At 68.6% G+C, this 15558-nt stretch carries 18 protein-coding genes; 11 read left to right on the top strand and 7 right to left on the bottom strand.

Features of this window, described 5'->3' with window-relative positions; genetic code table 11:
- Positions 1-327: 327 nt before the first annotated feature.
- Genes ACGFNJ_RS41430 through ACGFNJ_RS41420 form a run of 3 tightly spaced genes read left to right on the top strand, consistent with a single transcriptional unit; the run spans position 328 to position 2038 of the window.
- Complete coding sequence (locus ACGFNJ_RS41430; RefSeq protein ID WP_393461631.1) at positions 328-987, top strand: hypothetical protein; 660 nt, start codon at positions 328-330, stop codon at positions 985-987.
- A 16-nt stretch (positions 988-1003) separates the two neighbouring features.
- Positions 1004-1558, top strand: coding sequence for a DUF6529 family protein (locus ACGFNJ_RS41425; RefSeq protein ID WP_393461687.1), 555 nt, complete (start codon positions 1004-1006; stop codon positions 1556-1558).
- Positions 1559-1573: 15 nt separating this feature from the next.
- Positions 1574-2038, top strand: a complete 465-nt coding sequence (locus ACGFNJ_RS41420; protein ID WP_393461629.1) for a ubiquinol-cytochrome c reductase iron-sulfur subunit — start codon at positions 1574-1576, stop codon at positions 2036-2038.
- A gap of 4 nt (positions 2039-2042) precedes the next feature.
- Here the strand turns inward: ACGFNJ_RS41420 and ACGFNJ_RS41415 are convergent, their stop codons facing one another.
- The 3 genes from ACGFNJ_RS41415 to ACGFNJ_RS41405 form a co-directional block, all read right to left on the bottom strand.
- Positions 2043-2504, bottom strand: coding sequence for a VOC family protein (locus ACGFNJ_RS41415; RefSeq protein ID WP_069167089.1), 462 nt, complete (start codon positions 2502-2504; stop codon positions 2043-2045).
- A gap of 81 nt (positions 2505-2585) precedes the next feature.
- Complete coding sequence (locus tag ACGFNJ_RS41410) at positions 2586-3311, bottom strand: hypothetical protein (protein ID WP_393461627.1); 726 nt, start codon at positions 3309-3311, stop codon at positions 2586-2588.
- A complete protein-coding gene (locus ACGFNJ_RS41405; protein ID WP_393461685.1) occupies positions 3299-4237 on the bottom strand; it encodes a hypothetical protein in 939 nt (312 codons plus the stop codon). Before ACGFNJ_RS41405 ends, ACGFNJ_RS41410 begins: the two co-directional genes overlap by 13 nt.
- Before the next feature lie 114 nt (positions 4238-4351).
- On the opposite strand from ACGFNJ_RS41405, the gene lspA reads away from it, so the two are divergent.
- From lspA to pcp, 6 genes are all read left to right on the top strand, one after another.
- Positions 4352-5008: a signal peptidase II gene (gene lspA, locus ACGFNJ_RS41400; protein WP_393461683.1), complete on the top strand. Its 657-nt coding sequence runs from the start codon at positions 4352-4354 to the stop codon at positions 5006-5008.
- Complete coding sequence (locus ACGFNJ_RS41395) at positions 5005-5931, top strand: RluA family pseudouridine synthase (protein WP_393461625.1); 927 nt, start codon at positions 5005-5007, stop codon at positions 5929-5931. The genes lspA and ACGFNJ_RS41395 overlap by 4 nt, the downstream gene beginning before the upstream one ends.
- Positions 5924-6592, top strand: a complete 669-nt coding sequence (locus tag ACGFNJ_RS41390) for a hypothetical protein (RefSeq protein WP_393461623.1) — start codon at positions 5924-5926, stop codon at positions 6590-6592. The genes ACGFNJ_RS41395 and ACGFNJ_RS41390 overlap by 8 nt, the downstream gene beginning before the upstream one ends.
- A gap of 92 nt (positions 6593-6684) precedes the next feature.
- Positions 6685-7374 carry a DUF969 domain-containing protein gene (locus ACGFNJ_RS41385; RefSeq protein ID WP_393461621.1) on the top strand — a complete coding sequence of 230 codons (690 nt, stop codon included), beginning with the start codon at positions 6685-6687 and terminating at the stop codon, positions 7372-7374.
- Positions 7371-8348: a DUF979 domain-containing protein gene (locus ACGFNJ_RS41380; RefSeq protein ID WP_393461619.1), complete on the top strand. Its 978-nt coding sequence runs from the start codon at positions 7371-7373 to the stop codon at positions 8346-8348. Before ACGFNJ_RS41385 ends, ACGFNJ_RS41380 begins: the two co-directional genes overlap by 4 nt.
- Positions 8336-8962, top strand: a complete 627-nt coding sequence (pcp, locus tag ACGFNJ_RS41375) for a pyroglutamyl-peptidase I (protein WP_393461617.1) — start codon at positions 8336-8338, stop codon at positions 8960-8962. Before ACGFNJ_RS41380 ends, pcp begins: the two co-directional genes overlap by 13 nt.
- Positions 8963-8984: 22 nt before the next feature.
- Here the strand turns inward: pcp and ACGFNJ_RS41370 are convergent, their stop codons facing one another.
- On the bottom strand, positions 8985-9929 hold the full coding sequence (locus tag ACGFNJ_RS41370; RefSeq protein ID WP_393461616.1) for an alpha/beta hydrolase family protein: 945 nt from the start codon (positions 9927-9929) through the stop codon (positions 8985-8987).
- 45 nt (positions 9930-9974) lie between these two features.
- Between ACGFNJ_RS41370 and ACGFNJ_RS41365 the strand changes: the two genes are divergently transcribed.
- Positions 9975-10526 (top strand): helix-turn-helix domain-containing protein, encoded by a 552-nt coding sequence (locus ACGFNJ_RS41365; RefSeq protein ID WP_393461614.1) that lies wholly within the window; start codon positions 9975-9977, stop codon positions 10524-10526.
- A 63-nt stretch (positions 10527-10589) separates the two neighbouring features.
- Here ACGFNJ_RS41365 and ACGFNJ_RS41360 read toward each other — a convergent pair whose 3' ends face one another.
- Positions 10590-11246 carry a response regulator gene (locus ACGFNJ_RS41360; RefSeq protein ID WP_393461613.1) on the bottom strand — a complete coding sequence of 219 codons (657 nt, stop codon included), beginning with the start codon at positions 11244-11246 and terminating at the stop codon, positions 10590-10592.
- Positions 11243-12424 carry a sensor histidine kinase gene (locus ACGFNJ_RS41355; protein WP_393461611.1) on the bottom strand — a complete coding sequence of 394 codons (1182 nt, stop codon included), beginning with the start codon at positions 12422-12424 and terminating at the stop codon, positions 11243-11245. Before ACGFNJ_RS41355 ends, ACGFNJ_RS41360 begins: the two co-directional genes overlap by 4 nt.
- A gap of 134 nt (positions 12425-12558) precedes the next feature.
- Here ACGFNJ_RS41355 and ACGFNJ_RS41350 point away from each other — a divergent pair, with 134 nt between their 5' ends.
- The gene (locus ACGFNJ_RS41350) at positions 12559-14652 is read left to right on the top strand and encodes an MMPL family transporter (protein WP_393461609.1); all 2094 of its coding nucleotides are present in this window, start codon (positions 12559-12561) and stop codon (positions 14650-14652) included.
- A gap of 58 nt (positions 14653-14710) precedes the next feature.
- On the opposite strand, the gene ACGFNJ_RS41345 is transcribed toward ACGFNJ_RS41350, so the two are convergent.
- Positions 14711-15529 carry a PhzF family phenazine biosynthesis protein gene (locus ACGFNJ_RS41345; RefSeq protein WP_393461607.1) on the bottom strand — a complete coding sequence of 273 codons (819 nt, stop codon included), beginning with the start codon at positions 15527-15529 and terminating at the stop codon, positions 14711-14713.
- Positions 15530-15558 lie beyond the last annotated feature (29 nt).

The following is a 15558-nucleotide window of genomic DNA, read 5'->3' as shown; positions in this document are numbered from 1 at the left end:
CGGTCCGCGCTGGCGCTAGCCGCACCCCTTCTCGGAATCCGCACCCCTTCCATGCATCCGCACTGGTTCTAGGCCCGCAGAACGGGTGCGGATACATAGAAGGGGTGCGGATCAGCGGCTTTGATCTCGAGGCGCCCGAAACACGAACCCGCGCACCACTGCGACACAACCGGTCAACACGCCGACCGGTGGGTGTCGGGAATGCCGGTTTGAACCGATCGGGTGCACTGCCCCGTTGACAATGCGAAGAGCGGTACCGGTGCGCAGCCCTCGCGCCGGGGACCGTGTAGGCCGGTACAGAGTTCGGCCGTACCTCGAGGAGATCCTATGAAACGTCTCGGGCCGTGGCTCACCCTGGCGGCGGTGGCCGTGCTCGGCCTAGTCCTGCTGGTCGTCAATATGTCCAAAGAGACCGAACCGTCGACGGCCGAACCGAATACGACGGTGACATCGAGCGCCACCGTCGCCGCGCCGGCACCGCCGCCGACAAGCACACCAGCACCAGCGCAGTTCCCTCCGAAGGCGGACTACATCGGCAACATTCCGCTCCCGGCGGGCGCACCGATCACGCTGTCGATCACCGTCGAGAACGGCAAGGCGATCGCCTACGCCTGCGACGGCAAGGCGGTCGAATCCTGGCTGCAGGGCAGCGCCACCAACGGTGCACTCCAGCTGAACGGCAAGAACGACGCCAAACTCGATGGCCGCTTCGACGGCAAGACGGTGACCGGAACGCTGTCGCTCGGCGCGAAGAAGTGGGACTTCAGCACCGCGCCCGTGCAACCGCCCGCCGGACTCTACGTCTACACCGAGGCGGGCGTGCGACAGAGCTGGATCGTCGACGGCGCTGGTGCTGTTACCGGCGTCCAGCGCGCCGCCGACGGAACAACCTCGCCCGCCCAAGGCCTCGCCCCCGATGCGACGGCAATCATCAACGGCAAGAAGATAACTGCGAACAAGGTAAGTGGTGGTGACAGTGTCGGCTGAGCGAGAGACGGAGCCCATCGAGCGGCCGCAGCCGAGCACCGTGGCGATCGGGGCCATCGCGATCCCGGTGCTCGTCGGCGCCGCGGTCTCGGTGCTGCTCGGCGTGTACGCCAAAACCCATGACCCCTCGGCGTTTTCGGTGAACATCGCGGGGTTCTCCGGCCCGCAGGCGGTCAAGGCCTGGCTGGCCACCGTCGCCTTCGCGTTCGCGCTGTTCCAGTTCGTCTCGGCGCTGGCGATGTACGGCAAGCTGCCCGGCATCTCCGCGCCGTCCTGGATCGGCACCGCGCACGTCTGGTCGGGCAGGCTCGCCGTGCTCGCCAGCGTCCCGGTCGCGGTGCACTGCCTGTACGCCTTGGGATTTCAGCAGTACGACAACCGGGTGCTCGCGCATTCGCTGCTCGGCTGCTTCTTCTACGGCGCGTTCGTCGCCAAGATGCTGCTGCTCACCCGGAAAGGCTTGCCCGGCTGGGTGATCCCGGTCGCGGGCGGCTTGGTCCTGACCGGACTGACCGGCCTCTGGCTCACCTCATCGCTCTGGTTCTTCCAGAACAACGGCCTCACCTTCTGATCGGAGATCGACCATATGACCACCGACCCTTCGGCTTTCCGCCGCCGCACCGTGGTGGCGGCGGGCGCAGGCGCCGTCGTCGCGGCAACGGCGCTGACCGCGTGCACCACCTACGGCAAGGAAAACGCCACTCCCGCACCGAATCCGCCGAGCGACAGCAAAGCGGCCGACGGCAAGTCACCGGCGGCGGACGCCCCCGCGGGGAATGCGATCGCCAAGACCGCGGACATCCCGGTCGGCGGCGGCGTGATCGTCGGCGACACCGTGGTGACCCAGCCGAACGCGGGTACCTTCGTCGGCCTGTCCTCGACGTGCACGCATGCCGGGTGCAAGGTGACCACCGTGTCCGGCGGCACGATCAACTGTCCATGCCACGGCAGCAAGTACGCGCTGGACGGCAAGGTCGTCGGCGGGCCTGCGCCCAAGCCGCTGGCCGCGAAAACCGTTCGGGTGGTCGGTGATTCGGTGGTGCCAGGCTGAGGAACTAGCCGAACAGCTCGCGCATCCGCCGATCCATCTCCTCCGGTGCGACATCTTCGATGTGGGTGGCCACCGTCCACCGGTGTCCCCACGGATCCTCGAAGGAACCACTGCGGTCACCGTAGAACTGGTCGGTCATCGGCGTCAGTTCCCTGGCGCCAGCGCCGAGCGCGGCAGCGAAGGCGGCGTCCGCATCCTCGACGTACACGTGCAGGTTGACGGGCGTCCCGCCGACCTGCTTCGGATCGAGGAAGTCCATCTCCTGTGACGGATCACCGACCATGATCAGCGAGTTGCCGAACATCAGCTCGCTGTGCGCGACCTTGCCGTCCGGTCCCGGCATGCGCATCCGCTCCGACGCGCCGAAAACGTGCTTGTAGAAATCGATCGCGGCGGCGGCGCCGTCGATCGCCAGACCCGGCGACACGACCGGGTAGCCGTCGGGGATCGGCTTGACATCAGACATGGGAAACCTCCGGTGAGGCGATGTGCCGGACGGTGTCGAGCCTATGCCCGCGAGGCCATGATCAGGGCTGATCCTCTCGAATCAAGGCCCGGAGACGCCTTGCAGTCTGCGCACCTGTGCGGCGGCCAGCTCGTTGAGCACCTGGATGTCCACCGACTCCGGCGCGGTCACCGCCACCTGCGTCAGCGTGCTGCCGACCTGGACGATCGCAACCGAGGACTGCAGCGTGAGTCCTTCACTGGTGGTGCGGACCTGGAAGGCTGCGGCCGCGTCGCCGACGGCGGGCGCGGCAAGGCCACCGATGCGGTAGTCGATCTTGATATCGGTCGCGTCGGTGCCCGAATAGTGCGCGCAGCCGCGCACTGTCGCCTGCAGCTCCGAAAACGCAAGCGCCACTGCGTCATTCGGATAGCTCGCCGCATCGATGTCGATGCTGGAGAAGTTCGGGCCGGTGTACTGCACGACCGCCTTGGCCAGCGACCCCGGTCGCTGCGCACCGAGCGGAGTCAGCACCTTCGCGCATTCGGCCGGGTCGGTCGGCGGCGCCTGCGCCGTCGCGGGCGGGTCGACACGCGCGGGCAACGCGGTGAAATCGGGCGGCAGATTCGTGCTGGTCAGCAATCGGTCCTGCAACCGATCGGCATCGGTGATCGGCGCCCCGGTCACCGGCTTGGCCGCAATCACGGGGCCGAACCCAGGCAGCTCGGGCGCGGGCGGCGCAGGCGATTCGGCGGACCCACACGCGGCGAGGAGCACCGTGGTGGCCGTCGCGAGCATCAGACCGCAGCCGCGCTTCACTCCGTCCACGACACCTGCGTGTCGATCGTCTGCTGCAGCATGCTCGAGCTGCGCGGATCGCGATAGGCCTGGTGGCCGCCGACGGTGATGGACCCCGCGACCGGCAGCGGCAAGCCGAGATCGACCGTGATGGTGCCGGTGCCCTGCATGACGTAGTCCTGGATGTCGAGCCAGCCCGCGTTGTTCGGCAGGTTCCACACCGCGGACTTCGGCTTCTGGATGACGTCCAATTCGATGGTGAGCCGGTCGCCGTCGCGTTTGGTCAACGTCGCGGTGGTGACCTGGTCGAGAATCACCCCGCCGCTGACCTCCTGTCGCACCGTCCAAACCGCGCCCTCACCGACCGGAAGATCGGGAAACGCGATCGAGCGGTAGACCGCTTGATAGAAGGCCTGCTCCAGCGCGGCACGGGCCGGATTGGAGGTTTCGGGTGCAGGCTCGAGCCGCAGCGCGGTGATGGTGCCGAGGTCGCTCAGGTCGAAACCGGCATGCGACCCACTGGTCTTGGTGAGCGCTTTGGCCAGCCGCGGGTCCGGCGAGGTGACGGTGCCCAGCGTGAGATCGATGCCGTCGGCGTCGGTCTTCGCGGTCATCGGGATCGTCAGATCCGGCGTCGAGAAGTCGCGGGCGGACTGGTCGTTGATCTGCTGCTCGATGTGGTGCGAGGTATGCAGCGTCACCCGCTGCACGGTGCCCGCCGGATATTCCGGCCGTAACAGCGAGCGCGGCTCGGCGCCCGGCGACACGATCGTGGTGACCACCGCCGGGATCGGCACGGTCACTTCCTTGCTGCCGAGCGGTTCGGTGCTGTCGGTCTCCATCCGCGACTCGGTGCCGTCGCTGCAGCCGGTACCGAACGCGGTCAGGCCGACCGCTAGCACTATGAGCAGCACACCCGAGCGAGCTTTCCGGGGGATGTGGGGGGAAGACAACACCGTCACGAGGAACACGATACGACCGCTTCCTGAGTGTCAGCTGGGACATGCGCGGGACATGCGACGACTTTCTGAGCGGACCGCCGCACAAGTACTACTGCCCCTCGAGAGATGATGGTGCGTGTGAGTGACGACCGGCCGCCCGAGGAGAACCCCACGAACACCGTCGAGGGGGCGACATCGGCGAATCCGCCGGACAGTTCACCTACGCCAGAACCCGCCGCTCCGCAGCGGCTGCGGACCCTGCTCATCATCGCCGCCGTGCTGCTCGGCCTCGATCTGCTCACGAAATGTCTCGTCGTTGCCAATCTGACGCCGGGCGAGCCGGTGTCGATCATCGGCGACTTCGCCAGGCTCAGCCTCGTCCGTAACCCGGGCGCCGCGTTCTCGATGGCGACCGGCATGACCTGGTTGCTGACCTTGGTCGCGACGGCCGTGGTGATCGGCGTTGTCCGCATCGGGCGCACGCTGCGGTCGCTGTGGTGGGCGATCGGGCTCGGCATGGTGCTCGGCGGCGCGCTCGGCAATCTGGTGGACCGGCTGTTCCGTTCGCCGGGCCCGTTGCAGGGGCATGTCGTCGACTTCCTCGCGATCGGCTGGTGGCCGGTGTTCAACGTGGCGGATTCCTCGATCGTCTGCGGCGCGGTCCTGCTCGTCGTGCTGACCGTGTTCGGCTTCGAGCCGAACGGCACCCGCACCGGGCGCAACGACGCCGACCGCGAAACCGAGAGCGGCAAGGCCGAATCCGCCACCGAAGGGAACACCGCATGAGGGAAACACGGACCATGCCGGTACCCGACGGACTCGACGGCATGCGGGTCGATGCCGGGCTGTCGCGGCTGCTCGGGTTGTCCCGCACCGCCGTCGCCGCGCTCGCCGAGGAAGGCAGCGTGCAGCTCGACGGCATCGCGGCGGGCAAATCCGATCGGCTCGCCGCGGGCGCCTGGCTCGAGGTGGTGTTCCCGGAACCCAAGCGGGAGTTGACCATCGAGGCCGCACCGGTGGAGGGCATGCGCATCCTCTACGCCGACGACGACATCGTCGCGGTGGACAAGCCGGTTGGCGTTGCGGCACATACCGGTGTCGGCTGGACCGGGCCCACCGTGATCGGCGGCCTGGCCGCCGCGGGCTACCGCATCTCCACCTCCGGCGCGCACGAGCGGCAGGGCATTGTGCACCGGCTCGACGTCGGCACCTCGGGGGTGATGGTGGTCGCGCAGTCCGAGCACGCGTACACGGTGCTCAAGCGCGCGTTCAAACAGCGCACCATCGACAAGCGGTATCACGCACTGGTGCAAGGGCATCCGGATCCGAGCAGCGGCACCATCGACGCGCCGATCGGGCGGGCGCGCGGCAACGACTGGAAGTTCGCGGTCACCGCCGATGGTCGCCCGAGCATCACGCATTACGACACCGTCGAGGCGTTCCAAGCCGCGAGCCTGCTCGACATCCACCTGGAAACCGGTCGGACACACCAGATCCGGGTGCATTTCTCCGCGATCCGGCATCCATGCTGCGGCGACCTGACCTACGGCGCCGACCCGCGCCTTGCCGAGCGACTCGGGCTGGAAAGGCAATGGCTGCATGCCCGTTCGCTCGGCTTCAACCATCCCGCCGACGGCCGCTATCTGGAGATCACCAGCGAGTACCCCGACGATCTGAAGCACGCGCTGGACGTCCTGCGCAATGCCTGACCGGCGGGCGGTGCCGTGGGGACGCCTCGTCGTCGCGGCGGTGGCCGTCGGTCTCGTGGTGTTCGTCGTGCTGCTCGGCGTGCTGAACCCGCCGCGCACGGCGGGCGTTTTCACCGACCGGCTCGGGCCGGAACAGGGCGACGAGGTCGCGGATTATCTGGCGCGCGCGAAGGATTCGCTGAAGGGCACCGACGGTGCCGACCATTGGGCACTGGTGTCGTTCACCGAACCCTTGGTGCCCGAACAACTTCCGCCTAACAGCGGTGGCATGCGGATCGCGCAGGTGCTCTATCACGTTGCGGTGCCGCGGGTGCAGACCCCGTTGGTCGCCGTGCCGGTCCCCGCAGGCGACGCGGCGGCCATCAGCTCCGCCGAGTCGGCCGCCTGGCTGCTCCCCCGCCCGACGGCGGACGAACGCTCCGCCCGCATCGTCGCTCTCTCGGCCGCCCGCCTGCGCTCGGGCTGCGCCTGCGCGGTCGGCCTCGTCGTCCGCGGCCCCCTGGACGGACTTCGAAATCTTGCCTCTCGCAACGGCATCCGCGCCGTCCAGGCGCTGCCCGCGGATGCGGTGGCCGGACGATTCGCGGTGACCCCGCTCCTCCCGAACCAAATGAACAAAATTCTGCCCGAACCCGATGATGGTGCCGTACCAGACGAGTAGGCCCGAATACCCTTCGGCGCGGGTGGAGTTGCGCACACTGCCGGACACACATACGGTTCTCGCCAGTCCGTCCCCAGTGTTGTGGAGTGTGTGTGTTCGTCTTACTGGGCGTTGCCCTGGTTGTGGTGGGGTTTGCGCTGCGGCTCAACCCGATGCTCGTCGTTGTGGTCTCGGGGGTGGCCACGGCGCTGCTCGGCGGGCTGACGCCGAAGGAAATTCTGGACAGTATCGGCAACGGCTTCGCGGGTAGCCGGTCGGTGACGATCTGGGTCGTCACGCTGCCGGTGATCGGCCTGCTCGATCGATACGGCTTGCAGCAGCGGGCCGGTCGCCTCATCGGCAAGCTGCGTGTGCTGACGACAGGGCGCCTGCTCGCGGGCTACATGTTGGTCAGGCAGGGCACCGCCGCCCTCGGGTTGACCGGCATCTTCGGTCATCCGCACACGGTGCGTCCGCTGATCGGACCGATGGCCATCGGCGCGGCACAGCAGCGCTACGGCGACCTGACCGACCCGGAGATCGAGAAGATCAAGGCGTTCTCGGCAAGCTCGGACAATGTCGGCCTGTTCTTCGGCGAGGACATTTTCATCGCAGTGGGCAGCGTGCTGCTGATCACCGGCTACGTCAACACCTCCTACGGGCTGCAGCTCGATCCGCTGGAGCTCGCGCGGTGGGCAATCCCGACGGCCATCTGCGCCTACGTGATCCACGCCGGGCGCCTGCTGTGGCTGGACCGGTGGCTGGTCCGTCGTTCCGCGGCGGTCAAGGCGGTGGCGCGATGATCAACGCCGAATGGCTGTACTGGGGACTCGGACTGTTCTTCATCGTGGTCGCTGTCTTCGCCGCACAGCAGCAAGACAATCCGCGCCGCGCGGGCGCAGCCGCATTCTGGGGTCTGCTCGGCATGGGCTTCTGTTACTCGACTTTCGTCGTCAACAAGGTCGCCCCCGCCTGGCCGCTCGGCCTCACCGTCGTGATCGTCGGGCTGCTCGGCGGCCTCGGCGCGCTCGGCACCGCGGCGATGGCGACCACCACCGTCGACGAACGCGAAACCGCCGCAACGAAGCTCGGCAATCGACTGTTCGTGCCCGCGCTACTGATCCCGATCGTCGCCCTGATCTTCGCGACCATGGTCGCCTCGGTGACGGTCGGCGGTAAAACCTTGCTCGCCACCGGAACACCGGCGCTCACCGGGCTCGGCGCAGGCGTTCTCGTCGCGCTCGTTGTCGCGATGGCGCTGCTGCGCCCGGCCGGACCCACCGGGCCGGGCGTCGCGTTGCGCGAAGGCTCGCGGCTCGCGCAGTCGATCGGCTGGGCACTGCTGCTGCCGCAGCTGATCGCCGTGCTCGGCCTCCTTTTCGACAAGGCCGGGGTCGGCAAGCAGGTCGGCCGGATCTTCACCGCGATCCTGCCGCACGACTCGCTGTTCGCGGCCGTCGCGCTGTACGGCGTCGGCATGGCCGTGTTCACCATCGTGATGGGCAATGCCTTCGCCGCGTTCCCCGTGATGACGGCGGCCATCGGCTGGCCGGTCCTGGTCAGCCAGTTCCACGGCAACGCGACGCTGATCCTTGCGGTCGGGATGCTCTGCGGTTTCTGCGGCACCCTGTGCACGCCGATGGCCGCGAACTTCAACATCGTGCCCGCGGTGCTGCTGGAGATGAAGGACCGCTACGGCCCGATCAAGGCCCAAATCCCGACCGCGATCGCCGTTCTCGGCTGCAACATCGCGATCATGTACCTGTGGGGGTTCTGATGCGCACCGTCTTGGTCACCGGGTTCGAGCCGTTCGACGGTGCGACCGACAACCCGTCGTGGGCGACCGCCGCATTGCTGGCACAGCGACAACCGTTGGCGGACACCAGGATCGTTGCGGTCGAGCTGCCCTGTGTCTTCGACACGTCCCTGACGGAGCTGCGCGCGGCGATCGCGGAGCACGCGCCCGAGCTGGTGATCTGCCTCGGGCTGGCCGGCGGCCGCACCGACATCACGCCCGAGCAGGTCGCAATCAATCTCGACGATGCCCGCATCCCGGACAACGCGGGCGCGCGACCGATCGACCGGCCGGTGGTGCCCGGCGGCCCCGCCGCCTATTTCGCGGGCTTGCCGCTCAAGGCGTCGATCGCGGCCATGGCCGCCGTCGGGGTCCCGGCCTCGATCTCCTACAGCGCGGGCACCTTCGTCTGCAATCACGTCTTCTACGGCCTGCGGCACTTCATCGCCACCGAATCACCGCGCCTACGAGGCGGATTCGTCCACGTCCCGCCGAACCTGCCGATACCGCGCCTCGCCGACGGCCTGTCGGAGTTGATCCGCACGTGCCTCGAGACCGACACCGACCTGAAGGTTCCCGCAGGCGCGCTGCACTGACCGGGGCCGTCACGCCGAGTCCTCAAAGCCGCGAGAGCCATTCGGCGATGTCGGCGACCACGGCGGGGTCGACATGCTGGGGCGCTTGATAACTCGCCGGTGTGGAGATTCCGGAGCCGGGAAAGAACATGTGGTCGTCCGCGTCGTAGACACCGAAGGTGACGTCGGGCCGCCCGGCCAGGCCAGTCTGCCAGCCGACAAGGTCGTCGGCGACAGTGACCTGATAGTCGCGGGCGCCCTGGAGGATCAGCATCGGTTTCGCCACTGCGGCCGCGGTCGAAACCGGTTGATAGGCACGCAGATCCAGCCAGTAGCTCCCGGAAAGACCGAAGGGCAATTCCTCGCGCGGGGTCGACGGCGAAAGGTCATCGCTGTCGACCACGGCGGCCTGGCGGGTGATCGCCTCGACCGCGGCGTCGACCTCCGGGCTGGGGTCGAGCGACGCGAGATAGCGGAACACCCGGACGGCGGCGTGGTGCATGGGCTGGGTGTCACCCGCCATGATCACCAGTCCCGCGACGGCCGGTTCGGCGGCGGCCACCCGCGGCGCCAGCTTGCCGCCCATGCTGTGGCCGAGGACGGCGACGCGCGCCGGATCGACGGCCGCGTGCTCCCGGAGTAGCCGGAGGGCCGAAACGGCATGGGGCACATACTCGTCGGCCATCGTGAAGTCGGGGCGTTCGGTCACCTCCGGATGCGCATGCGTCACCTTGTCGAAGCGAAGCACCGCGATGCCGCGGGTGGCCAGGCCCCAGGCCAGATCCTTGAATGATTTATTCGGGCCGCTGGTTTCGTCACGGTCGAACGGCCCGCCACCACTGAGCAGGACGACGGCAGGCCACGGACCCGGCCCGCGCGGCAGGCTCAGCGTCGCGCCGACCGCGAGGTCGCCGGAGCCGATGGTGATGTCCTGTTCCTCGAAGGCGCCTTGGTCGGCGTACGCGGGTGGTAGCCACTCCGTGCTCATCGTTCTCATGTTTGAGAACGTTATCAGTTGTGAGATCGTGGAGCAATGGACACCTTGGAGCTGCTGGCCCACCCGGTGCGGTTGCGGATCGTGCACGCCATGCGCGGCGGACGGGTACTCACCACGGCGCAGCTGTGCGATCGACTCCCCGACACCTCGAAGGCCACCGTGTACCGGCACGTCGAATTGCTCACCGCGGGTGGGGTGCTGGAAGTGGCCGAGGAGCAGCGGGTCCGCGGTGCATTGGAGCGCCACTATCGACTCCGGCAGGATCGCGCGTCCATCGATGCCGAGACTGCGGTGGCGATGACCCCCGATGATCATCGGCGGGTCTTCGCCACCGCCATGGCCACCCTGATCGCCGAGTACAACGCCTACCTCGACCGCGACACCGCCGACCCGGCGCGCGACCTGGTCGGCTACCGCCAGCACGCGATCTGGCTCAGCGACAGCGAGATTCAGGAACTGATCGCGGGCATGCGCGCGGCGATACTCCCCACGCTCGGCAACGAAGAGACCCCGGACCGCACCCGATACCTGCTGAGCCCCATCATGTTCCCGCTCGAGGACCGCACCGCCGACGAGCCTTCCCGATGACGGCCGAGCACGGCGCCGCCAGTGGGCAGGAAGCCTCGACAGCCGAACAGACCTGTCGGGCGGTCAACCCGCCGGAGTGACCAGGCCCGCCTGGTAAGCGGCGATGACGAGCTGAACCCGGTCGCGGGCAAGAAGTTTCGCGAGGATGCGGCTGACGTGGGTCTTCACCGTGAGCGGGCTGACAACGAGGGCTTCGGCGATCTCGGCGTTGGTCATGCCGCGGGCGATCAGGACGAGCACGTCGAGCTCGCGGTCGGTGAGGACATCGAGATCGCGCCGGGGTGCCGGGTCGGGCGTCGCGCGGACGCGAGCGATGACGGCCGCGGTCGCACTGGGCGAGAGCAGCGCCTCGCCTGCGGCAATGGTTCGGATGGCGTCGAGCAGCGCTGCCGGTTTGGTGTCCTTGATGAGGAATCCGCTTGCGCCCGCACGTAATGCCGCGAGCACGTTGTCATCGGTGTCGTAGGTGGTCAGCACCAGAACGCGGACGCCTGCCAGATTCTCGTCGGCGGCGATGGCCGCGGTCGCGGCGATGCCGTCGAGGTCGGGCATCCGGATATCCATGACGACGACGTCGGCGCGTTCGGAGCGCGCCATCGACACCGCCGCCCGGCCGGTGGCCGCCTCGCCGACGACCACCATGTCCGGCGCCGAGGCGACGAGCAGCGCGAAGGCGCCGCGGACCAGAGCCTGGTCGTCGGCGAGCAATACCCGGATCATGAACCGGCACCGGCGAACTCGGCGTTGCGCCGCACGGCGGCGAGCGGACGGCCGGTGACCGGCAGCTCCGCGGTGACCGTGAACCCGGTGTCGGCGCCGCCGGTCCGCACCCGGCCGCCGATGGCCGCCGCCCGCTCGATCATCCCGGTGATGCCGAATCCCGTAGTCGCGCCGCCGGTTCCGCGGCCGTTGTCGGCGACCCGGACGATCAGCCGGTCGGTGAGATAGTCGAGCTCGACCCGCACCTCGGTCGCGCCGGAATGCTTCACCACATTGGTGAGCGCTTCCTGCACAATGCGATACCCGACCATCTCGACGGTCGGCGCCAGCGCGCGCACCTGCCCGGTGCTGTCCAGTGTCACCGCGATGCCCGCGGCCTCGACGGGCTCGGTCAGTGCCGGAATCCGCGCGAGACTCGGCGGCGGCGCCTGCGGCTCGGCCACCCGCGAGCGCAGCACGTCGACGGTGGCGGCGAGCTCGGCTCTGGCGTCCACGCAGGCGTCCGCGATGGTGTCCAACGCGCCGAGCACCGTCGCGGGCTCGGCTTTGCCCTCGGTGAGCAGATGCGCGGCGACACCGGATTGAATCTGGATGACGGTGATGGTGTGCGCAAGCAGGTCGTGCATGTCGCGCGCGATGCGCAGGCGTTCCTCGGTCACCTGGCGGCTGGCCTCCTCGTCGCGGAAGCGTTCCGCGCGTTCGGCGCGGTCCACCACCGCCGCCAGATACGCCTCCTGCAGATGCGTCGCCTCACCGGCGACACAGGCAACCAGAATCCAGCCGATCGCGCCGAAGCCCTGGAGCCACACGTTCTCCCACGACTGGGAGAAGATCGCGATCCCCCCGACCACCAGCGGCGCGATCACCAGCACCACCAGCACGGTGCGCCGCCTGTTGCCGTAGCGCGCGGCGGCGAACAGCGCGACCATCGTCGCGGGGATCAACGCTTTGTGCGGGTAGTCGCTCGCGTGATAAGCGGCCGCGATCACGGTGTGCGCGACGAGCACCGGCATCGCCGCGATCCTGGCGACCGCCAACGGCAGTATCGCGGCAACCATCAACAAGGCGCCGAGCGGATCGAGTGCCCGCTGCTCCGGCGGACCCAGCAGCGCCCAGCCGAATCCGATGAGCAGGACGGCAGCGGTCAACGCGCCGTCGCTGCGCCACTGTCTGTCCATTCCAGTCATTGTGCGCGCCATCGCCGCGCCCCGGGTACTTCGCGCGGAGTACCCGGGACTGTCCGCCACGGGCGGACGATTTCCCCGCGCGAGCGCGCGACGCTGCACTCGACAACCCAACCGAGGAGTGACTGATGGGGATGCGAACACGTGCGCTGATCGTGCTCGGGCTGTGGGTGGCCGCGCTGGTTGCGCTGGCGCCGCTGGCCGGGCGGTTCGACGGGGTGAAGACCGATCGCGCGACCGACTACCTACCGGCGTCGGCGCAGTCGACGGCCGCGGCCGAATTGGAATCGACACTGCCCGGCGGCACCACGAATCTGTTCGTGCTGGCCTATTTCCGAGCAGCGGGCCTCACTGCCGAGGATCGCGCCACTGCGGCACAGCACTATTCGACCCTGCGCGCCGAGTACGCGCCCGGCACTGAGCAGGCGCAAGACCAACCGGCGGTTGCCCGCGACAACACCGCGTTGCTGTACACGCTGACGGTGGACGAAAGCCGCGGCGAGAGCTCGAAATACATCAAGGACCTGCGTGCCGCGGTCGCGAATCATCCAGCGGGGCTGAGCGTTCAGGTCACCGGGCCCGCCGCGTTGCAGGCCGATTTCGACAGCACCTTCGACGGCGTCGACACCCAGTTGCTCCTGGTGACAGTGCTTGTCGTCGCGGTGATCCTGCTGCTCACCTACCGCAGTCCGCTGCTGTGGCTGGTGCCGCTGATCTCGGTCGCGATGGCGAATGTGGCCGCGATGGCGGCGGTGTACGGCCTCGCGACGCTGTTCGACCTCACCGTCAGCGAGGAAAGCGCCGCGGTACTCACCATTCTCGTCTTCGGCGTCGGCACCGACTACGCCATGCTGATCGTGGCGCGCTATCGCGAAGAGCTGCGCAGGCATGCCGAACCGGGGGCGGCCATGCGTGCGGCACTGCGGCAGGCGGCGCCCGCGATCGTCGCCTCCGCGGCGACCGTGACCGCCGGATTACTCTGCCTGCTCGTCGCCGACATGAACAGCACAGCGGGCCTCGGGCCGGTCGGTGCGGCGGGCATCGTGTGCACGCTGGCGGTCATGCTGACCGTCTTTCCCGCGCTGCTCGTGCTGTGCGGGCGGTGGGTCTTCTGGCCGCGGATTCCGCGGGTGCGGGCGGCGGAAGTGCCGCAGTCCGTTGGTCTGTGGGATCGCGTCGGCACGATCATCGCGGGCCGCCCCGCCGTCGCGGCGGCCTGCGCGAGCGGCGTGCTGGCCGTCCTCGCGCTCGGGCTGCTCGGCAACACCGGGCCGCTCGCCCAAGTCGATCGGTTCATCAGCACGCCGGAATCGGTTGCCGGGCAGCAACGTATCGTCGAGCACTTCCCCGAGCGCGGCGGGCTGCCGCTGACGGTGCTGGCGCGCAGCGAGTTCCGCGCCGAGGCGCTGCGGGTGGTGCGCGCCGACCCCGGCATCGGGTTCGCCGAAGAGGGCAGGGTCGGGCCGGAGTACACCGAGATCTCGGCGATCCCCAAGGATCTGCCGGACTCGCCCGGCGAGTACGCCACCATCGAACGATTGCGCAGCGCACTGTCGACCGTCGGCACCGTGGTCGGCGGGCCGAGTGCCGCGAATCTCGACACCGACCGTGCCGCCACCCATGACCAGCGGCTGGTGCTGCCCCTGGTGCTGCTGGTGGTGACGGTGGTGCTCGGCCTGCTGCTCCGGTCGATCGTCGCGCCGATCGGGCTGGTGCTGACCGTGCTGCTGTCGTTCGGATCGGCGCTCGGGGCAAGCGTTTTCGTGTTCGAGCACCTGTTCGGGTTCCACGGGCTCGACTCGACGGTGATCGTGATGTCGTTCCTGTTCCTCGTCGCGCTCGGCGTGGACTACAACATCTTCCTGATGAGCCGGGCTCGCGAGGAGGCACTGCGGCACGGGACCAAGCCGGGCATGCTGCGCAGCCTCTCGGTGACCGGCGGGGTGATCACCTCGGCGGGCGTGGTGCTCGCCGCGACCTTCGCGGTGCTCATGACGCTGCCCCTGGTCGCGCTGGCCCAGGTCGGTTTCGTGGTGGCGTTCGGCGTGCTGCTCGACACCCTGGTGGTGCGCTCGGTGCTGGTGCCCGCGCTGACCTTGCTGGCGGGCGACCGCGTCTGGTGGCCGTCGAAAATGGCACTCCGCCGGGATGATTCAACCCCGAGCCATCCCGGCGGAGATCTGGATCCACTACCGCGCGTCGATACGACCGTCGCGCCCTAGGCGCGAAGCAGGCGGAGTGGGTGCACACTGCGGGCCGCGCCTCGATGGCGCGGCCCGGTCAATCAGGGAGTTGGACAACACCATCCAGGTAGCGCCTGCACCGGCCGACGAGCAGCACCCGATCGCCGGCGAGTTCGCACCGCAGCGCGCCGCCGCGCCGGGAGAGCTGGCGGGCGGTGAGCTCGGTCCTGCCGAACTCATCGGCCCACAGCGGAACCAGTTGGGCGTGTGCCGATCCGGTGACCGGATCCTCGGGGACACCGACACCCGGTGCGAAGAAGCGGGAGACGAAGTCGGCGGACTCGCCGCGCGCGGTGACGATCACGCCGCGCGCCAACGGGGGGAACGCGGTGAAAATCGGTGCCGCGGCACGGACTTCCTGCTCGGTGGCCACCACGATGACCTCGTCGGCGCCGGTGAAGGCGCGCACCGGCTGCACGCCGAGCGCGGCGAGCAGCACGATGTCGGGTGTCACCTCGGCCGAGGGCACGGCGGGCAGGTCGAGCACGAATTCGTCGTCGTCGGTGCGGTCGACGTGCAGCCAGCCGCTGCGGGTGAAGAAGCTGACCCGATCCTCGCCGGGGTGCATGTCCTCCAAAATCTGTGCGGCACTGGCCACCGTGGCGTGCCCGCACATGTCCACCTCCGCGAGTGGGGTGAACCAGCGGAGGTGGAACGCGGGCCACACACCGGGCGGCGCACCGGCCTCTCTGGGTAATTCCGCAGTGTAGAAGGCGGTTTCGGCGAGATTGTTCTCCTCGGCCAAGTGTTGCAGCAACGAATCCGGGAGCCATGACGGGAGCGGCATCACCGCGGCTGGGTTGCCCGAGAACGGTGCGTCGGCAAACGCGTCGATCTGGTGCAGCAGTACCTCCATAATCGGAGAAGGTACTCCAACACTGAATA

Source organism: Nocardia sp. NPDC049149 (genome assembly GCF_043197455.1).
GTDB lineage: Bacteria > Actinomycetota > Actinomycetes > Mycobacteriales > Mycobacteriaceae > Nocardia.
Note: the sequence above shows the minus strand (reverse complement) of the source record. Positions and strands in the feature narration are given on the sequence as shown.